Below are 23,489 nucleotides of genomic sequence, written 5' to 3'. Positions count from 1 at the left end.
GCAGTTTCGCCGGGCGGTTTTACTTTGGAGCAAAGCTGCGCTATAATTCCCAGACATGTAGCCCAGGAATAGACACAGGAGGTCGCTGGTTCACGGCCTCTGATCCATGGCCTAAGGGAGGCGAATGGCTCTAAGAGCACTCATTACAGGAATCGGCGGATTTGCCGGCAGCCATCTGGCAGCCTATTTGCTGCAACACACCAACCTGGAAATATGGGGACTTGATTTGGTGGAAGGCCGAGCAAGCCAGTTGCGTACGCAAATCGGTGGCGATGCTCAAAGGCGCTTGACACTGCATATCGGCGATATCCTTCTGGATTTGCCCAAACTGACCGCCCTATTTGGCGAGGCAAAGCCCGATTATGTCTTTCACCTCGCCGCACAGGCCTTTGTGCCAGCTTCATGGGCTGATCCATGGAGCACGCTGGAGAACAACATTCGAGGGCAATTGAACGTACTGCTGGCCGCTATTGCGTTGGGCACTTTTCCACGCGTTTTGGTGGTGGGCTCAGCCGACGAATATGGTCTGGTAAAACCAGAGGAATTGCCCATACGTGAGAGCAATCCCCTGCGCCCCAATAGCCCTTATGCGGTCAGCAAAGTAACTCAAGACATGCTGGGTTACCAATATTTTGTGAGTCACAGGCTTCCGGTTGTGCGCGTGCGTCCCTTCAACCACATCGGTCCTGGGCAAAGTCCTGCCTTCGTCACTTCCGACTTTGCCAAGCAAATCGCCGAGGCTGAAGCGGGACGGCGTGAGCCCGTGGTACGCGTTGGCAATCTCGAAGCCCGCCGTGACTTTAGCGACGTGCGCGACATCGTGCGTGGCTACTACCTGGCTCTCTCCAAAGGTGAGCCAGGTGAGGTTTACAACCTTGGGGCAGAACACTCCTATGCCATCGGAGAGGTGCTGAATAACCTGGTCGCACTCAGCAAGATTCCTCTCACCATAGAAGTAGACCCTGCGCGCCTGCGCCCTTCCGATACGCCCGAAATTGTCGCCGATTGCACCAAATTCCGAACCAGAACAGGCTGGCGCGCAGAGATCCCATTGGAGCGCAGCTTGAAAGACATACTGGACTATTGGCGCAACAATGTGAGCGCCAAATAGCGAGTAACAGCGAGAATAAAGCCGTATATACTGCTGATCGCTTTTCACTCATTACTTGACACTTATTACATACTAAAGAAGGTGGTTGCATGGGAAAGAAGAGAGCATTGATCACTGGTGTCACCGGCCAAGATGGCTCATATCTGGCTGAGTTCCTCTTGGAACAAGGCTATGAAGTCATTGGCATGGTCCGCCGTACCAGCACAGTCAATTTCCAGCGCATCCAACACATCCAAGATAAGCTGATTCTAGCGCAGGGTGATCTGCTGGACCAAAGCTCACTGGTAGACATCATTCGGGAGTATCGTCCACATGAAGTCTACAACCTCGCTGCTCAGTCATTTGTCCCCATCTCATGGAAACAGCCAGTGCTGACCGGGGAGTTCACCGCGTTAGGCGTAACGCGTGTGCTAGAGGCAATTCGCATGGTGGATCCCACAATCCGTTTCTACCAAGCCAGCTCCAGCGAGATCTTTGGTAAAGTGCGCGAAGTGCCCCAAAATGAGAAAACTCCTTTCTATCCGCGCAGTCCATACGGCGTAGCCAAGGTGTACGGCCATTGGATCACCGTGAACTACCGCGAGAGCTATAACATATTTGCCTGCTCAGGTATATTGTTCAACCACGAATCGCCCCGCCGTGGGCTGGAATTTGTGACACGCAAAGTCACTCACGGTGCTGCCAAGATCAAATTGGGTCTGGCGAACGAGTTGCGCCTGGGAAATCTCGACGCGCAACGTGATTGGGGGTTTGCTGGGGATTATGTCAAAGCAATGTGGCTCATGCTTCAGCAAGACAAGCCAGATGACTATGTCGTGGCTACCGGCAAAACGCACTCCGTCCGTGAGCTGTGCGAGCAGGCTTTTTCCTACCTTGGCTTAAACTGGCAGGATCACGTAGTCGTGGACCCGGAACTGATCCGACCTGCTGACGTGGATCAATTGGTCGGAGACGCCAGCAAAGCACGCCGAGTGCTCGGCTGGCAACCTACTGTCTCATTTGAAGAATTGATCCAGATGATGGTTGATGCTGATCTTGCTTTGTTGCGCAAGGAAAACAATCTATAGACAGGAACAGCCAAGCGATTACGCAGCATGAGGTCTTGTGCTCATTCTCCGCTTACGCAAGCAGAAACACCTCAGAAACAGGAGTATGCAAGATGACAACGATCAAGTTCGGTACTGATGGCTGGCGAGCGATCATCGCTGAGGATTATACATTTGCGAATGTGCGCATATGTGCCCAGGCGATGGCCAAGTACCTGATAGATAGCGAGGCAGCAGAAAAAGGCATCGTTATCGGGTATGATACGCGTTTTGCATCGGAGGATTTCGCTGCAGCGACCGCAGAAGTGATGGCTGGCAATGGCATCCGTGCTTACCTCTGTGACCGCGCCGCTCCAACGCCCACGATCTCCTATGCCATCCTCGAGAAAAAAGCAGGCGGGGCAGTGGTCATTACCTCCAGCCACAACCCAGCGCAGTGGAATGGATTCAAAGTCAAACCAGAATACGCCGGGAGTGCTTCTCCAGAGGTCATTGCCATTCTGGAGGAAAACATCGCCAACATCCAGGCCGGCAAGGTGCAAGTGCAACGTATGCCATTAGAAGAAGCGCTGCAACAAAAGTTGGTTCTCAAGTTCAATCCCGCACCCGGCTATTTGAAACACATTGCCTCATTGGTGGATGTAGAGGGGATCAAAGCTGCTGGCATCACCGTGGTAGTAGATGCTATGTACGGAGCAGGCATAGGCTACTTCCCTGCCATTCTGGCCGGGGGCAACACGCGAGTCATCGAGATCAACAACGTGCGCAATCCCCTCTTCCCTGGCATGCACAATCCCGAACCCATCGCTTACAACCTAGCGGCTTTGGTGGCAGGCGTTGCCCAATACCAGGCGGATGTCGGTTTAGCCACGGATGGTGACGCAGACCGCGTAGGCCTCGTGGATGAGAATGGCCAGTTCATCAACCAGTTGCAAGTCTATGCATTGCTTCTGCTCTACCTCTTGGAAGTGCGTGGCAAACGAGGGCCCATCGTCAAAACTGTCACGACCACGGCAATGGCGCGCAAACTCGCAAAGCTGTACAACATCCCCGTGTATGAGACACCAGTAGGTTTTAAATACGTGGGACCCAAGATGATGGAAACAGGAGCCATCATGGGTGGTGAAGAGAGCGGCGGCTTTGGATTCGCCGGCCATATCCCAGAGCGGGACGGCATATTGGCAGGCTTGTTCCTGCTTGATCTGATGATTAAACTACAGAAATCGCCTTCACAGCTTATCGAGTACCTCTATTCCTTAGTAGGTGCCCACTACTACGACCGAATTGACATCCCGATGCTCGAAGAGCAACGCGCTGCCACAATAGCACGGGTAAAGGATAGCAAACCAACCACAATTGGCGGCCTAAAAGTAACCGGGATAGATACGATGGATGGCTTCCGCTATATGCTGGAAGATGGCGGCTGGTTGCTCATCCGCTTCTCTGGAACAGAGCCGCTCATTCGCATCTACACTGAAACGACGGACAAAGCAAGAGTGCAAGCCATACTGGCCGATGGCAGGAAGCTCGTGGGGCTGTGATGCTGGTAGATACGCACGCGCACCTCGATTCTAGCGAGTTCACAGATGACCGCGAGCAGGTAATCTCGCGATCGTTAGCAGCAAGAGTGAACGCTATAGTAACGGTGGGCACTGATTTGGACTCAAGCCGCCAGGCCGTGATGTTGGCACAGCAGTATCCCTCCGTCTTTGCCGCGATCGGCATACATCCGCATGAAGCAGCTCAAGTCCAAGCGGATGACCTGGTGGGACTGTTACAATTAAGTACGTACGAAAAAGTGGTCGCTATTGGCGAAATAGGTCTAGATTTTTACCGCAACCTATCGCCCGCCGACAAACAAAGGGAGATTTTCATCGCCCAGTTAGAACTAGCACAGCAGGTTGGGAAACCTGTCATCATCCATGACCGGCAAGCCCATGTAGAAACAATGTCCATCTTGCGCGACAAGGCAAAGCATTTGCATGGCGTGCTGCATTGCTTTTCCGGCGATCTAACCATGGCTTTGCAGGCAATGAAAATGGGTTTTTACATATCACTTGCGGGGCCAGTAACGTTTCAAAATGCGCATCGGTTGCAGGCCCTGGTACGTGAATTGCCTCTCGAATGCACGCTGATAGAGACAGATTGCCCTTACCTGGCACCGCATCCCTATCGTGGCCAGCGCAATGAGCCTGCTTACGTGCGCTTCATCGCAGCCAAAATCGCTGCACTGAAAGCAATCCCTGTTGAACACGTAGCGCAAATCACAACGGAAAATGCCAGACGCCTTTTTGCCTTAGAATGAATCAGGGCCAGGCTATTGTATGATAGGAGAGAGCCAAGTCCAACCATGACCGACCTGTCCATTGTCATTGTCAGTTGGAACGTTAGGACGCTGCTAGAGCGTTGTCTGTACTCAATCTATACTTCCCTAATAGAACAGCCAGATACCCTGGGTACAGAGAGGCAGAACGCACTGCAGTGCGAAGTCATCATCGTGGACAACGCTTCGACCGATGGCAGCCCGGTCATGGTGCGACAACGCTTTCCAACGGCGAAGTTGATCGTCAATGAATCGAACCTGGGCTTTACCAAGGCAAACAATATCGGTATTGCCCATAGCAGCGGACGATACATCTTACTGCTTAATCCCGATACCGAAATCCTCGGCGATGCTCTGGCTATCATGGTCAACTACATGGACCATCATCCAGAAGTGGGCGCCTTGGGTCCAAAACTGCTCTTCCCAGATGGATCTGTCCAATCCTCACGCCGGCGTTTCCCCACACTCGCCACAGCGTTTCTGGAAAGCACTGTAGTGCAACAATGGTTTCCACGTAACCGAGTCCTTGCTCGCTACTACATCCAGGATCGCAGCGATGATGAGGAACAAGAGGTGGATTGGGTAATTGGTGCGTGCCTGCTTATCCGACGTCAGGCATGGGAGCAGGTAGGGCCACTGGACGAAGGCTTTTTCATGTACTCCGAGGAACTCGATTGGTGCCGCCGCCTGAAAGCGGCAGGATGGCGTGTGGTCTATACCCCGTGGGCGAAGGTAGTTCACCATGAGGGGCAAAGCAGCAGCCAGGTAGTACCCGCGCGCCACATTTATTTCCAAAGCAGCAAAGTGCGCTACTTCCGCAAGCACCACGGTGTGCTCGCTGGCGAAGGACTGCGCTTCTTCCTCCTAGCAACTTATGTCTACCAGCTATGTCTGGAAGGGTTCAAGTGGCTAGTAGGACACAAGCGTCCTCTTCGCCGTGAGCGCATCGCTGCTTATTTGCGGGTTCTGCGCTCCGGCTTGCGCGCACAAGGCGAGGTGCAAGGATGAGGGTCTGCTTTGTCAGCGGTGAGTACCCGCCCATGCAGGGAGGAGTAGGCGATTTCACACGCCAGTTGGGCTGCGCATTGATGGAACAAGGTCATCGGGTAGCCGTCGTTACGTCGCGCAAAGCACAGCTCCAGACCCCAGCGGCTTCGGAAACTACGGAACCGGTGGTGTACCCTATTATTCACAGATGGAACTGGACCAGTTGGAGACACATCTTGCATATTGCGCGCGTTTTTGACAGCGATATTTTGAACATTCAATACCAGACGGCAGCCTATGCCATGCACCCGGCGATCAATTTCTTGCCCTTGCGCCTGCATCTGAGCAAGAAACGTCCTCGCGTGGTAGTTACCTTCCATGACCTGCGTGAGCCATACCTCTTCCCCAAGGCCGGGGTGGTGAGGAAATGGGTGAATCTATGGCTTGCGCGCTGGAGCGATGCGGTTATTGCGACGAATATCGAGGACTACGAACAACTCACGCACACTCACTCTGTCATCCCGAGAGAAGCGAAGAAACTCTATCTGATACCAATCGGCAGCAACATCCATCCGCAACCACCGCCAGGATATGACCGCACTGCTTGGCGTCATCGCCTGGGTGTAGCGGACGATGAAACCCTGCTTTGCTACTTTGGCTTCCTCAACGAAAGCAAGGGAGGCGAAGTGCTGTTTCGTTCATTGGCTGAGTTGCTGCGCCGGGGTCACAAAGCAAAACTCTTGATGATTGGCGGACAGGTTGGCGACAGCGATCCAACGAACGTGGCTTACTTCGAGCACGTGAAAGCGCTCAGCCAGGAACTAGGATTGCAGCACCATATCTTGTGGACGGGCTACACACCGCCCGAGCAAGTCTCTGCTAACTTCCTGGCGGCGGACATCTGTGTGTTGCCATATCGAGATGGCGCTTCCTACCGCCGGGGCAGTTTCATGGCTGCGCTGGCACATGGACTGCCCATTATCAGCACATGGCCCAGAGTGCCCGTTACCACCTTGGTTGATGGGGAGAATATCCTCCTCGTTCCTTCGGACGACGTGGCGGCAACAGCCGAGGCCATCGAAAGACTGATCGCAAATCCAGATTGGCGTGCCCAGTTGGCTCATGGTGCACGGGAACTGGCCAGAGAATTCACCTGGGAACGCATTGCTACCCAAACAGCGCAAGTATATGAGAAACTGGTTGGGACATAGGTTGACACCTAATTGGCTACCAAAGGCAAAAAACTGTAGGGTTATTCTCTGTTTGCTGGCACTGGCTCTGGTTCTTGGGCTTTGCCTAGGTCAGGTTGCCTTCGATGACCCCTTTGTCACCTATCGCTATGCACGCAACCTGCGTTCCGGCCTGGGTCTGGTGTACAACCCACACGAGCGTGTGCTGAGCACCACTGCTCCGCTTTACGCCTTGCTACTGGCAGGTGGGGCATTGTTCACAGACAATATCCCTGCGCTGAGCAATTGGATTAGCGTCACTGCTCTTTTTGTCGGTGCGTGCTTCATTTACTTGCTATGCAAATCGCGCGGAGTAGGTTGGGCCGGAATCGTAGCAGCCGTCCTGTACATTACCGCGCCTCTGCAATGGCTTAGTCTCGGTTTTGAGACAGCCTTCTATCTGGCTCTGATTTTGGGTGCTTTTTACTTCTACTTTGAAAACCGCTTGGCCGTTTGCGCTGCGCTATTGGCACTGGCTCTGCTTACTCGCGGAGATGGGATTTTACCCGCTATTGCCTTGGGATTGCATCATATCGTCACCAAACGCTACGTTCCTTGGCGTCCTCTGGTCATCTATCTGCTCCTCAGCGCTCCATTGCTCATCTATCTAACATCATCCTTTGGTTCTCCCTTTCCCGTAACATTGGCTGCCAAGTCTGCGCAAACCAAGCTGGGCGTCACCGGATTCTACGCCCATACCACTTTCCCAGAAGGAGCACGGATTCTAGGTGAGGCCCATCTGTTACAAAGCAAGTTGTACCTTGTCTTCGCTTTTTGCATATGTGTAGGACTCCTCACGGCTATACGACGCGAAAAATGGCTTTGGCCGATGCTATTCTGGGCTGTGCTCTACTTTGCTGGCTATGTCTTGCTGGGAGTTGCGCCATATCACTGGTACTACACCCCTCTAGTGCCTACTCTCACCCTTTTGGCAGCGCTTGGCTTGGTAGCGATAGCTATGCGGATTGGACTGGTAGTTAATGATACACGGCCCCTCCAAGTGGCTGTAACAATTGTTCTGGCATTGCTATTGCTTCTGCCACAATTCACATCCAACACGCAGATATATCATGCACTGCAGAACCCCGGCCTTGTGCCACCTGAATCCAAAGTCTATAAAATATTGCCAGAGGCCAAAATCGAGGTGTATCGGCAAGTCGGGGAATGGCTAAAGAAGCACACGCCAGAGGATGCGGTCATTGGCGTAACTGAAGTAGGAGTAATCGGGTATTACGCAGAGCGCACCATGGTGGATTTTCTAGGTTTGCTTCGCCCTGATGTAGCACAAGCGCTCCAAAGTGGCAACATCCAGTGGGCCCTGCTGTACTACCAGCCAGATTATGTCGTGTTAACGCGTGTGAACCCGCTCTATTCTTATGACCTGCGCGCCGACGAATGGTTCAAGGCTGCCTACACGCCAGTGCAGATTTTCGAAGACAAGCGCTTCTGGGGTAGCCCAGTGACCGTTTATCAGCGCCGGGTCGCGCGGTATGCCCAGCCGCAAAGCAGTGAGCCTCCACCAGAAGCAGTGCCACTCCATATCCGCTTTGGTAGCCAAGTTGAACTATTGGCATACATGGTTGATAAAGACGTATTGCGTCCCAGTGATGTGCTCCATGTCACCCTCTACTGGCAGTGCCTGAAGCCCTTGTCTCAAGACTATACCGTTTTTGTCCATTTGCTCGGGCAGCACGACCTGATCGTAGCCCAGCGAGATGCGTATCCGTGCCTGGGAATGTGTCCTACGACTCACTGGAAACCCGGTGAGCAATTCGCTGATCCGTACATACTGGGCGTGCCTGTCACTGCTTTTACACCAGATGAAGCACAGTTAGAAATCGGGCTGTACGAGCACGCTTCGCAGCAACGCTTGACCGCCCAAACAGCCCAGGGGCAAGTTCTGGGTGACAGTGCGCGCTTTCACACTCTGACCATACTGCCCGCCTGGGAAGGGGCAATACCCAATCCAATGCAGATCAATTTTGGCGACCAAATCGCTCTGGTTGGCTATCACCTCGACCCAAGAGCGGTCAAACCCGGCGAAACCCTTCACCTCACTTTATACTGGCAAGCATTGCAGAGCATACGAGAGAATTACAGCGTCTTCATTCACCTTCTCTCGGAGAGCGGAGAGCGCGTGGCGCAGGTGGACGGTTGGCCACAACATGGGAATGCTCCGACATCATCTTGGCAACCCAAAGCCGTCATTAAAGATGACTATGAATTGAATATACCCGTGGATGGCTCACATGGAGTATACTCTATCCACGTTGGCCTCTATTTGGCTGAAACCCTGCAGAGATTATGGGTATTGGACAACGTCGGGCAGCTATTGACTGACCATGTTGTCCTCACGCAGGTACGTGTGGTGCCATAGCCTTGACATGGAATTAAACAAAGAGCAAAAAGACTGCAAACGAAACAAAACAAGTACAGCAAACAAACTGTTCAGAGCTTTCATTGTTATTGCTCTGATTCTGTGCGTTTTCGCCCTGTATGCGCGCACGCTGAGCAAACAAAGCCTCTGGTTCGACGAGGGACTCAGTGTTTTTTTCGCGGCCAAGCCCGTGCCTCAGTTGATACACACCTTAATTTACGAAGACCTGCACCCTCCGTTGTATTATCTATTGCTCCATGCTTGGATGAAGTTGGCCGGAAAGAGCGAGTTTGCCGTGCGCATGCCCTCGATGTTGGCTGCGGTGCTCCTGATACCCCTCGCCTTCGCTGTAGTCCAGGAAATACAAGGCCGGGAGAACAAAACTATCGCATGGACTATTGCAGGTGCGTTCGCTGCTGCCATCGTTGGTTTTTCACCATTCATCGCCTTTTACGCACAAGAAACGCGCATGTACAGCCTCGCTGCTACCCTAGCCCTGGCCACAACCTGGGCATTCCTGAGGGCCACGCGCGCCGCTTCCACCAGATGGTGGCTGACATTTGCTTGTTTATTGGGGGCAAGTTTCTACACGCAGTACTTCTCCGTGTTCACCGTATCCTCGTTCATTCTCTACGCTTTATTCCTCGAACGCAAAGCGTTACAGCAAACAGGATTATGCACTCTCCTAGCTGGCCTCTTATACTTACCTTGGCTTCGCCCGGCGTATCTGCAAATGGGGCGCCTATTGCTTTCGCCCGACTACTGGGTTACCACGCGCATCCGCCCAATGCAGTTCTTACAAGGCGCCTGGAGCATGTTCTTGCCCTGCGTTTCGCTGCGTTGGGGGTTATTGATCGCGATCCTGGGTATTATTTTTCTAGCACGGTTGGTGCGACGAAGTGGGTTCCATCTTTCAGAAACTGTACGCCGCAGTACCTTGGTATTTCTAACCTTCCTTATCCCTTTGCTGCTCACCTATGCGGCTGTTGCCATTGTACCCAAGTTCGCCACACGCTATGCCATTGTCGCCGCGGCACCGCTCTATATCTGCTCTGCTCTCGTTCTCCATGTTTTGCTGGTTCAAAAATCGCCTCTCGCACGTGCGCTCTTTGCCGTGCTGGCTCTCGCTACAATCATCCTGTCCTTACGCTCTGCAATCGCTGTCACCGAGGCGCGCGAAAACCCGCGCGACGATGTACGCGGATTGGCTGCTTACCTCACCGAGCATGCGCAACCCAACGATGCTTTGCTGCTGGTTGAATACGCTCCTTATGCACTGCAATATTATTATCGTGGAACCGCTCCCTGGTATGGCTTGCACGTTGGTCAAGACTTTGCCGGAGCCGCAGAAGTCCTCAATAGAATCCTGCAGACTCGTCCGAGGCGAATCTGGCTTATCCTTTGGCACCACGAGTTTGCCGACCCTACGGATATGGTTGTTACAGAATTGCTTCGAGTTGGCCGCGAGGTCAGTGTCGGGAAACAATTCTTCGGTTATTGGCTGCGTGCTTTCGACATCCTGGATTATGACCAACCCATTGTCGCCTATCCTCAACCACAAATCCACACGGATGCTGGCTTTGCACCTGGTCTTGCCTGTCTTGGCTTTGATCGTTTCAAACGAGATGGCGGAAGGCTTCATTATGTCATCTATTGGCAAGCAACACAACCTTTGGAGCGTAACTACAGCGTGACCTTGAGCTTTCAGGATCAGGATGGCACTGAATATTTGCGGCGAGATCAAGCACTGAGTACCCCCTATTTCCTGCCGCCTGTGTGGCCCTTGCATACGCCTATCCGTGGCCGCATTGATGTCACTCTCCTCAACGATCTACCGCCACTCACCTACCGAGTATATTTGAAAGTCCTGGACCCAGAATCCAAACGCAACCTGGATTTGGTAGATGCCAATGGCACACCGTTGGGGCAGTCCCTGTTTTTGGAAGAATTCGCTTTATCCAAGGCAGATGTGACCCCATCCCCTGCTGAAGTCAGAAATCCTCTCCAGGCCGATTTAGGCGATAATCTGCAACTATTGGGCTTCGACCCACCAAGGATAACGTATAGCCATGGAGATACTCTTTCCTTGACCTTATGGTGGCAATGCACGGATACGCCACGCGCGGATCACACGGCTGTGTTTCGTCTGTTGGATAGCCGGGGAAGGGTGGCCTGGGAAATGGAAAAACCCATCGTGCCTGGGCACCTCACCACACACTGGCGACCAGGAGAAGTCAATCGTGCAATCTATCATCTGGGAATCCCTTCCGATTTGTCAGGAGGAGAATATAGCTTGCAAGTTGGTACCGAAGAGAGGCTCATCGCCTTGACAGCACTGCATATTGCGCCTCGCGAACATCGCTACAACATGCCTACCATGCAGCAAACGCTCAATGCACAATTCGAACAGGGCATTACCTTGCTGGGCTATGACTTGCAAGCTCCTGCTGTTCAACCGGGAAGGACCATTACCGTCACGCTTTATTGGCAGGCCACGCAACCCATTACAACTAGCTACAAAGTGAGCGTGCAAATGTTATCCGCCGATCTACGCCTCACCGCACAGGACGACAGCATCCCAGCTCGCTGGAGCTACCCAACCACAGCTTGGCTGCCAGGAGAAATCATCGCGGATGAGCACGCTTTGACCATTGCTCCAGCAGCGAGTCCTGGCCACTACACATTGATCACTGTGCTCTACGATGAACGGGGTGCACAACGCCTTAGTGTTCAACAGAGTGGACAGACCAGAGACCATGCGATCCTCACTACGCTACAAAGCTCGCCATAGCATCTTCGCACATCTCAGTTGCTTGCACGCCATTCTTGTGCTAATATCAGTGCAGGCAGCACACATGGGGCAAGATACATGACACTTCAAGAAACTCTGCGCAGACGGTTGCAGTCCTGGCTGATTACGGGCAGCAAAACACAACAAGCTATTGCAACTTTCATCCTTTGTTTAATCGTTGGCGTGTCTGGTGGAGCACTGTTTGCTTTCCTTGGCCCTATACTCGCTATCGCCTTGTTGGTAGCAGTAGCAGGCGGCTTGCTCATGCTGCGCAGCACACAGCTCACATTTTTCGCCATCGTTGGGGTGATTTGTCTGCTGCCTTTCGCCGCTCTACCCGTCCCTAACATTGGCTTCTCACCCACGCTACTGGACTTGGTTCTTCTAGTCTTGTTGGTCAACTGGCTGTTCCAGGTAGCCCGCAAGAAACAAAAACAAGTCATTGGTTCTGCATTAGCCTTACCCATCGTCCTTTTTATGGCTCTGGCCTGCGCGTCATTCATTATCGGCCTATCCTATGCTCCCCTCACTACCAATCTATTACGCCACTTTGTTGAATTGCTGCTGAGTATTTTCCTCTTTTTCGTGGTCATCAACACTGTGCAAAGTCCAAAGCACCTAGAGCACATCATCACCATCCTCATTCTGGCTGGCTTTGCAGCCTCATTGATCGGTGTAGTACTATACTTCCTACCTCAGAACTTGACCATCCGCCTGCTTTCGACTTTGCGCGTCTTCCGTTACCCCGCTGGGAGCGATGTACTGCGCTTTGTAGAAGACAACCCCGATCTGCCCCTGCGCGCTACGTCTACCTCGATAGACCCGAACGTTTTGGGAGGACTGCTAGTGATTGTAGCGGGGGTTACGGTACCCCAGTTTCTAGCACACGATCCCCTACCCTTATTTGGACGATGGCTACGCTGGAAAGGCATCAATTGGCTGGTGATGCCTGTGCTAGCAGTCATGCTGTTATGCCTCCTTTTGACGTTCTCACGCGGAGCAATGGCAGGACTAGGCGCTGCCCTCTGCATCTTGGCGCTGCTCCGCTATCGGAAATTGCTGGGATTTGTCCTGGTGGTGGGGTTGCTCATCCTGCTGTTGCCACAGACACAGTGGTATGTACAACGCTTTTTGGCAGGATTGCGTGGTGAAGATCTGGCGACGCAAATGCGCTTTGGCGAATACAAAGACGCTTTGATCCTCATCTCACGTTACCCGTGGTTTGGGGTGGGATTTGCCGGGGCTCCTGACATTGATACGTATATCGGCGTTTCCTGTGTTTATCTGCTGATAGCAGAGGAAATGGGCCTGATAGGATTGGCCATGTTTCTGTTTATCATGGCACTCGTGATGATCCAAATTCTGCGCAGCTTGCAGAAGATCACCGCTTTCCCTAGACTGGAGTCTGTGTTATTGGGACTGTTCACTGCGCTTCTGGGTGCACTGTTCACGGGGATATTCGACCATTACTTTTTTAACCTCAATTTCCAGCACGCGGTGACCCTGTTCTGGCTTTGTGTTGGGCTAAGCATTGCTACCACACTACTGCCCGATAGGCAATGAGTTCCTCTCATAAACCAAAAAGCCGCCGTATCCCGGCGGCTTTTTGGTTTACTGTCTGGTAACTTTCAGTGCATTAATCATGGGATAGTCAGCCGACCCATGCACAAGATCTACATTGAGATGTCCATCGCTCACTATTACCTCGAATGTTCTGACATGCGCGGTAAAGGCTCCCCCCGCAGCAGCAAAGATATCGAATTCTCTGAGCTTGGTCTGTCCTTCGATGATAATCTCAAAGAGTCGCCTGCCAGCACTACGAAAGTAAAGCTCGGCAAAGTGCAGCTCTACCTGATAAATGCCATTCGGCACATCGAACTGATAGCCGAAATCCAATCCCCAACGCGCTGTCTGATACAAAGTTGGATCGCTTGTGTTGTTTATGTTCTTAAAGACAGGGACAGAGAAATCAGAAGATTCACCTACATAGCCCCACTTGCCAACAGCGTATGGCTGATCAGCAGACCAGAATTGCCCCACAGAGTCAATGTAGTTGCTCTCCGAACCACAGTTTACCAGGATTTCTATGCGGGGCTTGTGTATGAGGGGCAAATAGATAACAGAAGGCCCACCCAGTGTAGGAGTACATGTGGGTGTTGGAGAAGGCCCTGACGTTGGCGTGAAAGTGGGTGTCAAGGTAGGTGTGGGGGTGTGAACCGGCGGAGGATGGCAATGCACTTCCAAAGTATAACTGCCAACCTCGAAACCGTCTACCACGATGTAATACACAGTTCCAGGGACAACATCCACTACCGTAACGGATCCCCCTGTACTCATACAATCTCGAGGGTTGGCACTGGCTAATAGAAACAGGGTCAGGTCCGCTTCAGTATCCAAGTTGATACTAAGGTAATTCATCGCGTAACTAGCCTGAAAAACATAAACGACTTCTGGCCCTATAACCCCAGCTCCACAAGTTCCATAATCCTGGATAAATGCAAGGTGACCAGCCGTATTGCCATGGTACATTGCTTCACAAACGATGGGAATGGGATCGTGAATCGTTCCACTAGGTGTGTCAAAAGGAGTTGGTGTAAGCGTAATAGTGGGCGATGCCGTTGGTGTCTGCGTTGGCATGCCTGAGGGCGTATCCGTTGGCGTAGCAGTAGGCGTCTTCGTTTGTGTCGGCGTGAAGGTAGGTGTATAGGTTGGCGTAAAAGTGGGTGTAGGCATAGGGGACTGCGTGGGCGTCGGAGTGACCGTTGGCAATGGGGAAAAGCCAAAATCTAGGCCGGTAAGCCGTTGTCCAAAGGCCAGATAAAACGCATACGAGCCTGCTATTGGCCAGGTGCAAATGTGCCCTGCGGGATCTTCCCTAGTCACGATATAGCTGCCACTTTCCAGATCAACGAACCGGTAGCTCCCATCCCACAATGTTGTTTGCCTTTCAATTTCTATATGATCTGCATTCTTAAGCAAAATGGTAACATCAGATAGGGGTAACTCATCCGGATCGCACACGCGATTGCCATTCTCATCCCTCCATGCCATCCCGGCCACTTCGCCTCCCGTGATAATCTCGGTTGGCGTAGGCGTCCTAGAAGGAGTGGGAGTGCTTGATGGAGTAGGAGTTGGGGAGCGCGTAGGCGTGGCAGTCGGTATTGGTACATAATAGACCACCTCCAATTTGGGGCGGGATAAAGGAGCAGCATTCTGCGACGATGTTAGATACCAAAATTGTCGGTCATTAAGGGGCTCACCAACCCCAATCAGAATCACCCCATGGTTGGTAGATGGATTGGAAACCCAGCGTTGCACGAGGTTCTTCAATGGATCATTTTCCCATACCTGCCACCCTGGCCAAGAACGAAATTGGGCCTGTGCAACACGATCTAAAGACCGATCACTCGCTCCATCGCATCCAGGTTTTTCCCAAGCCTGGCTGGATGTCGCATTGTTCCAGGTAGCCTGCATTTCCTCCCACGGCCGGAGGATCTCATAGGCATCTATATAGTTCGTGACTCCTGTATTGATCGCATTGTAGACATAGAGTTCCAACCGGGCCCGGGTCACCACCGCAGTGGTAGGAATGTATTCAGACAGGTCAAAGCGCAGCAATACCCTATAACTATAATCATAACTAAGCGTTAAGTTAATGTACCCGCCATAATTATCGCTAGGCCTATAGGCATAGATATATGTATCGGTTACCCCTGCATATGAGAGTGTAGGGGAGACGCCCTGCTGAAAAGTGATGGCCTCAGGAGCGGAGAGAGCTAGAACTGCCTTTCTACCACTGACCTCTGAGGGAAGCAAGTGGTTCTGCGCTACCCCCGGCAGTGCTAAGCAGATAAAACATGCCAAACCAGAAAAGAAACCTATTGCAATAGCCATCACTAGTTTTTTCATTGCTCACCTTCCTTAAGGCCAACTCGGACTAGTGAACATCTCTTTTGCAACTCCCCTAGTAAGTAAAAATAATGGGGAGAAAGATCCGCTGCCGCCTGGTAGTGTGCGTGGGGGTCAATGAAGGGATAGGCGATGGCGTAACAGTTGGTGTGGGGGTGCTGGTAGCTGTTGGTGAAGGGCTTGCCGTGGGCGTTGCTGTCGTAGGTATCCAAGCACCGAAACTAACCCGTACAGTGACCCCACTGGAGATCAGGATATTCATCCTTTCTGGGGTGGTGGGAATGTAATTCGCAGGAGCAGTCACGACCAATAGATAAGAGCGTGGTGGCAATTCCTCAAAGGAAAACGACCCATACCCTCCGGTCAAGATAGGGTCTCGGATAGGTGGTTCTGGGTCAGGATGTGCAGAATCATACAAGCAGACAATAGCCCCAGCCAATCCTGGCTCTCCAGCGTCCTTCACTCCATTACCGTTCAGATCGTTCCAGACCACTCCCTCGATTCTGCCTGGCACTGGCGTGGGTGTAAGCGTCATTGTTGGCGTAGGAGTGCTCGTAGGAGTAGTCGTAGGGGTTGGAGTCGGCGTTGGCAGAGGTTCATAGTATTGCACTTCCACCCTCGGACGTCGTGCTTTGTCTACGACATTGGAAGAACGGAAATACAGATGCCGATGATACTGGTACGGAGCAATCAGGATGACACCCTCGTTTGCTACTGATCCAGATACCCACTCCTGCACCAAGGGCGTAATATCCCACTCTACCCAAACCCCTGCAGATTCCACCCTTCCCACTCTTGCTATCGCAGCGGGCATCAACTCGTGGTCCTCAGGAATCTTCGCACAACCTGGAAGGAGCCAAGGGCTGTTCCAGGTAGCTGTGTCTTCTTCCCAATGGCGATTGACGCGATACAACTCGACATCTGTGGACGCTTCATTGTGCGAGGCATAATACGCATATACATACAGTTTGGCTCCGACTACACGCGCTCCATAAGGGAGATAAGGCGAAAATTCGAACTTGACCAAAGGCCGTCTTGCGCCATCAGTGATCAGACGCAAGTCAATCTCACTTCCTCTTGGCACATTAGGGTACCAGGAGTCCAAATACGTATCTTGTATTCCAGAGTACAATGAATTAGGCCATACCCCGTTCTGGAATACAATGGTGCGTGGCGTACCTACCGGAGTCGGTGTAATCGTTGGTGTATTGGTACGAGTTGGCGTGACCGTTGGCGTGCTAGTAGCAGTGCGCGTTGGCGTGAGCGTTGGCGTGCTGGTATGCGTGCGTGTCGGAGTGGGAGAAGGAGTTGGTGTAGCAGGCGGTGTATCCCCGCTAATGGTGATATGGCCATTTTGTACACCCGCTAGTACCTCATTGCCTTCAAGATTATATACTGCCGTTGGGTCACCACCCCGTGAAACAAAGACCAACGGCGTGCTTGCCCCACCCGTACCCCATAGCGCCTTGAACCGTATCGTTGCCACACGAAAGGTGCCACTCGGCTCAGGAGTCCCAGGAGCAACACCCGCCCATAAATCTATCTGGCCAGTGGCATTGTCCACCGTATTCTTCGTAACAAAATCAAAGAGAGCTCCGTTCACTTCAATCGTGCTGGTAGGATTCCCGCTAGCGTCCACCACTCGCAGATACAGGGGATTGAAGTCGAGGTACATGAATACCGCGATGATATCTTCATCCCCGGCATCCACCATGATATCTACGGTGAAAATGTCATCCTTCGCCACTGAGACAGAAGGCGGCGAAATCCTCATCACCACAGTCCCTGCCGCCATACCTTGTAGCCTGGCATCAATCTGTTCCACGACAGATACTACGCCAGCACCAGAATCGGGATGGATTCCTGGGGCATCCTCAGCCACCGCTGTATTGGATGAGCCAACACCAAACAACAAAAAAAGGCCAACGCATGCAAGCGCAATCAGCAACCCTATACAAAGGCGGCACGATTGGATCCTTCTATGATTTTTGTTAGGCAATTCCATACCAGCTCCTTAATAAAGGACCTTACTTTATAATAGAGGTTGTCTACTTGTTTTTCCTAAAGCTACTCTCCTCAAAAGCGGGAACAACATTGGCCTGTACAGTACTTGTACCATCTGGTACCGCTAGCCATCTCTCGCATCCCACTAACCATTGTGGCGTTCACACCTCGATATCCCCGCAGCGCCCGAAATTCGCTCTGAGCCGGACGAAATCCAACATATCCACGACGCCGTCCTGATTGAAATCAGCCCGCAGATCGGTCGTGCTGCCGAATTTGGATCTCAGGATAACGAAATCGAGCATATCAACACAGTTATTATTGTTGGCATCGCCCTCCAGAAGCGTACCAAAGTCAATGTTGTTCTGCCCAGCGACCAAGGTCACTCCTCTTTTCACATTGCGCAAAGTATGCGCATGTTTCACGCGGATATCGTAGGTACCAGGGGTCAACCCTGTCACAGTGAAGTAGCCTGAGGTATCTGTGGTAACGGCATATTCGGTGCTGCCTACTGTCACCGTCAACGGAGTCACCCAGCGCACATTTGGAGGAGTCGGACGGCCCTGCAAGGTAACCTTGCCCTGGAGTGTGCAAGGTATTGTGGTCGGTGTAGGAGTAATTGTAGGGCCACTGCCGCCATCTTTAGTCACCTCGACAAAAGAGATGTACTCATCACCGTCGCCCAAACAATCTATGGAGAAATCAGTACCGCCAGGCTGACCATTCGCAAAGCGTGCATCCGTGAGGAAGAATACCGCCTGCGTCCAGACACCGGAATTGTCTTTCTGCACCCATGGATTGGTAGAACCGACTGGGATAGCAGCCTTGTTTGAGTCACCAAGTGCATCGTACCTAAGTTCCCAACGGTCAGTACCAGTAAGGAGGTAAGTTACTGTGATAGTAGCAGTACTAAAGTTCCCAGGGTACATGTAGCCATTGTCAATATCAAAACGCATGTATCTGTTGCCTGTGCTCTGATCCGTTCGCCTAGTGAAGCGTCCAAAGGTGGGTGCTCCCGTGTATACTATGCGCAGAGTCTGGTATAGGTAGTCATCATCAGTGTTGAGAATATCATCTTCCCAGGACCAAGGGCCACCACCAATATAACCAAAACTTCCTGGTTCGTACTCCTGATCCCCAACCCAGACATTGCCAACGCTATCGGTGTATCTCAACCCGCCACAGTTGATTCTTCTTGTGTAGCCTGGCCCAATCACCTCAATCGCATTAATCACAGGCTCCATATCCGTTTTCTGCACAAAATCAATCTCTAGCCGCCCATCTGAAACGGTGGTAGAGAAAGTCAAAACGAGAGCCCGGTTCTTGCCACCGGCGGCAGTCCAGATATCGAGATTGGATCTCACAACGACGTTTTCGATCTTGATGTCAAAGACCCGCGCATTAGGGATATTGGCATAGATCTCGGCAAAATGTAATTTCACTTGATAACTGCCGTTTGGCACATCGAAAAGATAGCCTCTACTTTGGCCTATGTCCCAAACGGCCACGGTCTTGCCACCATACAGTGCATCATCCTTCTGTGTCAGGAACAAGCTAAAGTTTCCTTTGTCTCCCCCGGCGTACTTGGTCTCACGCAAGGCGACCCATGCACCTGGCGTATCTGAAACTGTTACGCCAAGGTAGCGGGCAGCGAAGCGAAGCAATGGCTGGTTTTCCTCCTTGAGCCATAGTTTTTTGTCGATAGCAATGTTGTCTGCACGCTTGGAAAGCCCGCACATAAGTGCCCAGAACACGTCAGACTTGGTAGACAAATAGGTAGTGGCATAGGTTTCCCAAGCTACAGGCACCGTGTTCCAGTAGTTATTTATAGGAGCGTAAGCATTCACTGCATTGTCGTGATCTGCGACCAACCCATTGTGGCGCATGCCTATGCCGAGGCTCGCCGCATATGCAGAGACAGTATTGCGCTCTGTATCGCCTCCACGGTAAGTAGGGCCAATATCAATGAAGATCGGGATGCTCAAGCCATAGTTCTGAAATGCTTGCTTATACATGCTAGAGCACCAGTTCACGTACTCGACCCATTGGTCTACGGTTATGCCTCGATCGTAAAGATAATAGTAATGGTCTAATCTATCCAACTCGGCCCCATACTTGGGAGCAGGATAAGTCTCACCGTCTACGCCCACTCCCATTGACACCCATGCCACGCGGTTGCGTAGGGCAGGGTTTTCTGCCAAGTGCTGCGCGAAAGCGTTGATAAAACGCTGATAGTAATTACGGAAAGTCTGATTCCAATAGTTGGGAACATACCAGACTTCTGGCAGCCGTCGCGGGTTCTGCCATCGTACATTGGGATCGATGCTCGGCAACCAGGAAGGGATTTGCAAACCATCCCCTGCCGCAACATTTCCATAATGTCCAAAGAAGGTAAAACCTATCGCCACTAACTTACCCCGTTCCTGCTCCTTCAATATCCAGTTATCTATTTTCCCCCAGTTGTAGGTAGCATTTCCCGGCTCCAGTTCAGACCATTTATAGCGCCAATGTCCGCCTACGAGGGGTACCTGTGGCGGGTTCAGTTCGTACTCAGGGACATCAAAAAGCAGGTACAGGCCACGAGTATGGCCATATCCTGAAGGTACCTTCGCACGTACGACGATGGCTACCCCCAATACCAAAGACAAACTGAGCAACAGACTCACTATGAAATACTTCTTCATCACTACCTTTACCCTCTTCTCGATCCCAGATTCCTGCTATGCACCAACCCATTATAATTTGCCACGATGAAGGTGCATTTTCAACTAACAACAATATTCATTATGATGACGCACAAAGACACAACAAGATACGCTCAATCAGTTCCTTTTGGACGCACACACAATGACCGAAGGAATCAATCTGCTCCTAATCCCTGGAGGCCACTTGTAGATACGTATGGCATCCAGCAAACGTTCCCACAGGAAAACCGGCCATAGAAGTGGCTTCTTCAGCGCAATGACAAACCCCAAACGACGCAAAAAGCGAGGCTCCAGCCAAGTGACTGCGAACCCAGCTTGTTCTACCACCTGGCAGAGCTCCTCCAATGTATAGACGCGCAAGTGGAACCCAACCGAGCGTCGTCCATTCCACAAGCGAGAAGGGGTCGAGATCAAATAGCAACCCCCTTTTCTGAGCACGCGCTGCACCTCAGTCAGGTGCACCAACAAATCCGACGGCGATAAATGTTCAACGAAATGCTCGCTCACGACATAGTCGAACGTGTCGCTGGCGAAATTCAATGCACGTGCATCCCCATATTCATACCTCAAGTCCAGACCCTCACCTGCTACCCGTTTCCTTGCTGTTTCCAAAGCCACGCGAGAAATGTCAATGGACACCACGGCATTCCCTTGTCTCGCCAGCAAGCGTGAGGTCTCGCCATCACCTGAACCCACTTCCAGCACACGCTGTCCTTGGCCAACCTTACGCAAGATCAAGCGTCGAGCCCGATCCATGCCCCGTGGGTTCACCTGAGCGTAGATTTGGCCGGGGCATTCCTGCTCCTTCAGGAACAGTGCGTGCAACTCATCATAGGCTTGCTGAAATTCCTCCGCAGTGGCTACACGTAGCAGCTTCTCACGCCATCTGCGTTCTATCTCCAGTTCTAGTTCCGATTTAGTGCGGTGATCCTGCATCAATAACCTAAACCCATACTACTTCGTGTTTCTGACCTGATTCCAATAGCCGTTGCGCCAAGTGCACAGCGCGCAAGGCTTCTTCCCCACCAATCTGCGGGTCAGTGTTATGCTCGATAGCCTCGACAAAGGATTCCAGTTCTGCTACAAGCGGTTCCTTCCGTTTAATATTGTGACGTATTCTCCGTCCTTCACTTACGCCCATAATGGCCAGACCCTCCCAATGGCCGTTGAGGTAATCGTTCTCGTAGAAATAGAGGTCCTGCGTCAAATAGTTAACAGAAAACATACCCCGTTCGCCTATCAAAGAGAGCTCTCTAATTTTAGTAGGTGTCAACCAGTTGATGTCCAAGATACCAACTGTGCCATCTTTGAACTTCAAAATCCCGGTTAGCAAATCTTCGTGCTTGGCATGGATCTCGCGCTCAATCTCTGCGTAAACGCTTTCCACCTGTGAGCCAGTGAGGTATTCCAGCAGATTCAACTCATGGGTCGCCAGGTCAATGACCACACCAACGTCTTCAACGCGAGGGGGAAATGGCCCTACCCGACGCGCATGAATTTGAAAAATACGCCCCAACTGCCCAGCATCCAATTGTTTCTTCAATTCGATTATCGCAGGGTTAAAGCGCTCAATGTGTCCGACTGCAAACTTGACTCCCTTTTGTTTAACACAGTCCACGATTTCCTGTCCTTCCTCAACGCTCGCAGAAATGGGTTTTTCCAGGAAGACGTGGATGCCCCGCCTCATCACGGCGATAGCAACCTCACGATGCAGACGTGTGGGAACAGCAATGGAGACTAAGTCGGGCTTCTCCGCATCCAACATCTCTATGTAGTCAGTATAAACCCTTGATTTATAAGTGCGCGCAATGAGCTCCAATGCCGTAGCATCAGGGTCAGCTGCTGCTACAAGAGTTACATTCTCCATCTGGGCATAGACTCGGGCATGGTTGCGTCCCATCATGCCTACGCCAATTACTGCTGCTCTCAAGACCATCGGCTATTCACTCCTTCCACAATTCTATCCAAGTCTTCATAGGTCAAAGCAGGATGGACAGGTAAGGCCAGGACCTCGTGGCTGACCACTTCCGCTCTTGGCAGATGATCCACATAGCCTAAGCGCTGATACGCAATCTGCTTATGCACAGGCAATGGATAGTAGACAGCAGTGGCAATACCGAGTTCTTGCAAGTGTTTTGCCAGCTGATCACGGCCATGCGGTACACGAATCGTGTACTGGTGATAAACATGCCGACATCCAGGCGATTCGATAGGAGTAATAACACCTCTCAGCCTTTGGGTTAAGTATCCTGCATTTGCCCGGCGTTTTGCGATGAATTGCTCCAACTTCCCTAACTGCACTAGGCCAATCGCTGCTTGTATTTCCGTCATGCGGAAGTTATAACCAATTATCTCATGATAATAACGCTTCCGTTGGCCGTGATTGCGAATCAGTCGAGCCTGGTCGGCTATCTCATCACTGTTTGTAGTGATTATACCTCCTTCAGCAGTGGTAATGTTCTTAGTTGGATAGAAAGAAAAACACCCCGTGCCAAAGCTTCCTACTTTTCGCCCTCCCACCATAGCCCCGTGAGCCTGGCAAGCATCCTCAATGACCACAAGCCTGTATCGCATGGCGATGTCCATGATTGCTTCCATATCACAGGGATGACCAAAGAGATGAACAGGAAGGATAGCTTTCGTGCGCGGTGTAATGGCTGCTTCGATGCAGCTTGTATCTATATTATAAGTGCGTTCATCAATATCCACAAATACCGGTCTGGCACCAGCGAAGAGGATCGCATTAGCCGAGGCAACAAAGGTGAATGGAGTCGTAATGACCTCATCGCCTGGGCCGATGCCATGTGCGAGAATGGCCGTTTGCAATGCGGTCGTACCAGAGGACGTCGCAATAGCATACTTTGTGCCACAGAAAGCCGCAAAGGCTTCTTCAAATGCTCTTACCCTTTCCGCTTGGGCAAGTTGGCCGGATTCGAGCACTTCTAGAACTGCCTTTTTTTCTTCCTCGCCCAATAACGGCACTGATAATGAAATCATAGCCTTATCT

General features: G+C 51.8%; 15 protein-coding genes. 9 read left to right on the top strand and 6 right to left on the bottom strand.

The window, feature by feature from the left end; genetic code table 11:
- Nucleotides 1–124 precede the first annotated feature (124 nt).
- The 9 genes from H5T67_02340 to H5T67_02300 all read left to right on the top strand — a co-directional run bounded on the left by H5T67_02340 (nt 125) and on the right by H5T67_02300 (nt 13,427).
- Complete coding sequence (locus tag H5T67_02340; protein MBC7244160.1) at nt 125–1,111, top strand: GDP-mannose 4,6-dehydratase; 987 nt, start codon at nt 125–127, stop codon at nt 1,109–1,111.
- A gap of 89 nt (nt 1,112–1,200) precedes the next feature.
- A complete protein-coding gene (gmd, locus tag H5T67_02335; protein MBC7244159.1) occupies nt 1,201–2,178 on the top strand; it encodes a GDP-mannose 4,6-dehydratase in 978 nt (325 codons plus the stop codon).
- A gap of 92 nt (nt 2,179–2,270) precedes the next feature.
- Nucleotides 2,271–3,698, top strand: a complete 1,428-nt coding sequence (locus tag H5T67_02330) for a phosphoglucomutase/phosphomannomutase family protein (GenBank protein MBC7244158.1) — start codon at nt 2,271–2,273, stop codon at nt 3,696–3,698.
- Complete coding sequence (locus H5T67_02325; GenBank protein MBC7244157.1) at nt 3,698–4,462, top strand: TatD family hydrolase; 765 nt, start codon at nt 3,698–3,700, stop codon at nt 4,460–4,462. Before H5T67_02330 ends, H5T67_02325 begins: the two co-directional genes overlap by 1 nt.
- A gap of 15 nt (nt 4,463–4,477) precedes the next feature.
- Nucleotides 4,478–5,488 carry a glycosyltransferase family 2 protein gene (locus H5T67_02320; protein MBC7244156.1) on the top strand — a complete coding sequence of 337 codons (1,011 nt, stop codon included), beginning with the start codon at nt 4,478–4,480 and terminating at the stop codon, nt 5,486–5,488.
- Nucleotides 5,485–6,678 (top strand): glycosyltransferase family 4 protein, encoded by a 1,194-nt coding sequence (locus tag H5T67_02315; GenBank protein MBC7244155.1) that lies wholly within the window; start codon nt 5,485–5,487, stop codon nt 6,676–6,678. The genes H5T67_02320 and H5T67_02315 overlap by 4 nt, the downstream gene beginning before the upstream one ends.
- Complete coding sequence (locus H5T67_02310) at nt 6,668–9,073, top strand: hypothetical protein (protein MBC7244154.1); 2,406 nt, start codon at nt 6,668–6,670, stop codon at nt 9,071–9,073. Before H5T67_02315 ends, H5T67_02310 begins: the two co-directional genes overlap by 11 nt.
- A 7-nt stretch (nt 9,074–9,080) precedes the next feature.
- Entirely contained in the window at nt 9,081–11,864 is a 2,784-nt protein-coding gene (locus H5T67_02305; protein ID MBC7244153.1) for a glycosyltransferase family 39 protein, read from the top strand.
- Nucleotides 11,865–11,942: 78 nt separating this feature from the next.
- Nucleotides 11,943–13,427, top strand: coding sequence for an O-antigen ligase family protein (locus H5T67_02300; protein ID MBC7244152.1), 1,485 nt, complete (start codon nt 11,943–11,945; stop codon nt 13,425–13,427).
- A gap of 48 nt (nt 13,428–13,475) precedes the next feature.
- On the opposite strand, the gene H5T67_02295 is transcribed toward H5T67_02300, so the two are convergent.
- The 6 genes from H5T67_02295 to H5T67_02270 all read right to left on the bottom strand — a co-directional run bounded on the left by H5T67_02295 (nt 13,476) and on the right by H5T67_02270 (nt 23,479).
- Nucleotides 13,476–15,773: a DNRLRE domain-containing protein gene (locus H5T67_02295; GenBank protein ID MBC7244151.1), complete on the bottom strand. Its 2,298-nt coding sequence runs from the start codon at nt 15,771–15,773 to the stop codon at nt 13,476–13,478.
- A gap of 55 nt (nt 15,774–15,828) precedes the next feature.
- Nucleotides 15,829–17,688, bottom strand: coding sequence for a DNRLRE domain-containing protein (locus H5T67_02290; protein ID MBC7244150.1), 1,860 nt, complete (start codon nt 17,686–17,688; stop codon nt 15,829–15,831).
- A gap of 250 nt (nt 17,689–17,938) precedes the next feature.
- Nucleotides 17,939–20,461 (bottom strand): carboxypeptidase regulatory-like domain-containing protein, encoded by a 2,523-nt coding sequence (locus H5T67_02285; protein ID MBC7244149.1) that lies wholly within the window; start codon nt 20,459–20,461, stop codon nt 17,939–17,941.
- Nucleotides 20,462–20,599: 138 nt separating this feature from the next.
- Nucleotides 20,600–21,421: a methyltransferase domain-containing protein gene (locus H5T67_02280; protein MBC7244148.1), complete on the bottom strand. Its 822-nt coding sequence runs from the start codon at nt 21,419–21,421 to the stop codon at nt 20,600–20,602.
- A gap of 4 nt (nt 21,422–21,425) precedes the next feature.
- Complete coding sequence (locus H5T67_02275) at nt 21,426–22,418, bottom strand: Gfo/Idh/MocA family oxidoreductase (GenBank protein MBC7244147.1); 993 nt, start codon at nt 22,416–22,418, stop codon at nt 21,426–21,428.
- Complete coding sequence (locus tag H5T67_02270; protein ID MBC7244146.1) at nt 22,409–23,479, bottom strand: DegT/DnrJ/EryC1/StrS family aminotransferase; 1,071 nt, start codon at nt 23,477–23,479, stop codon at nt 22,409–22,411. The genes H5T67_02275 and H5T67_02270 overlap by 10 nt, the downstream gene beginning before the upstream one ends.
- Nucleotides 23,480–23,489 lie beyond the last annotated feature (10 nt).

The organism is Chloroflexota bacterium, assembly GCA_014360905.1.
In the GTDB taxonomy this organism is placed as follows: Bacteria; Chloroflexota; Anaerolineae; order UBA2200; family UBA2200; genus JACIWX01.
Note: the sequence above shows the minus strand (reverse complement) of the source record. Positions and strands in the feature narration are given on the sequence as shown.

Excerpts from the sequence above, each read along its gene's own strand:
- H5T67_02340 (MBC7244160.1), top strand. The coding sequence starts at position 125 with ATGGCTCTAAGAGCACTCATTACAGGAATCGGCGGATTTGCCGGCAGC.
- gmd (MBC7244159.1), top strand. The coding sequence starts at position 1,201 with ATGGGAAAGAAGAGAGCATTGATCACTGGTGTCACCGGCCAAGATGGC.
- H5T67_02330 (MBC7244158.1), top strand. The coding sequence starts at position 2,271 with ATGACAACGATCAAGTTCGGTACTGATGGCTGGCGAGCGATCATCGCT.
- H5T67_02325 (MBC7244157.1), top strand. The coding sequence starts at position 3,698 with ATGCTGGTAGATACGCACGCGCACCTCGATTCTAGCGAGTTCACAGAT.
- H5T67_02315 (MBC7244155.1), top strand. The coding sequence starts at position 5,485 with ATGAGGGTCTGCTTTGTCAGCGGTGAGTACCCGCCCATGCAGGGAGGA.
- H5T67_02305 (MBC7244153.1), top strand. The coding sequence starts at position 9,081 with ATGGAATTAAACAAAGAGCAAAAAGACTGCAAACGAAACAAAACAAGT.
- H5T67_02300 (MBC7244152.1), top strand. The coding sequence starts at position 11,943 with ATGACACTTCAAGAAACTCTGCGCAGACGGTTGCAGTCCTGGCTGATT.
- H5T67_02295 (MBC7244151.1), bottom strand. The coding sequence starts at position 15,773 with ATGAAAAAACTAGTGATGGCTATTGCAATAGGTTTCTTTTCTGGTTTG.
- H5T67_02285 (MBC7244149.1), bottom strand. The coding sequence starts at position 20,461 with ATGAAGAAGTATTTCATAGTGAGTCTGTTGCTCAGTTTGTCTTTGGTA.
- H5T67_02275 (MBC7244147.1), bottom strand. The coding sequence starts at position 22,418 with ATGGTCTTGAGAGCAGCAGTAATTGGCGTAGGCATGATGGGACGCAAC.
- H5T67_02270 (MBC7244146.1), bottom strand. The coding sequence starts at position 23,479 with ATGATTTCATTATCAGTGCCGTTATTGGGCGAGGAAGAAAAAAAGGCA.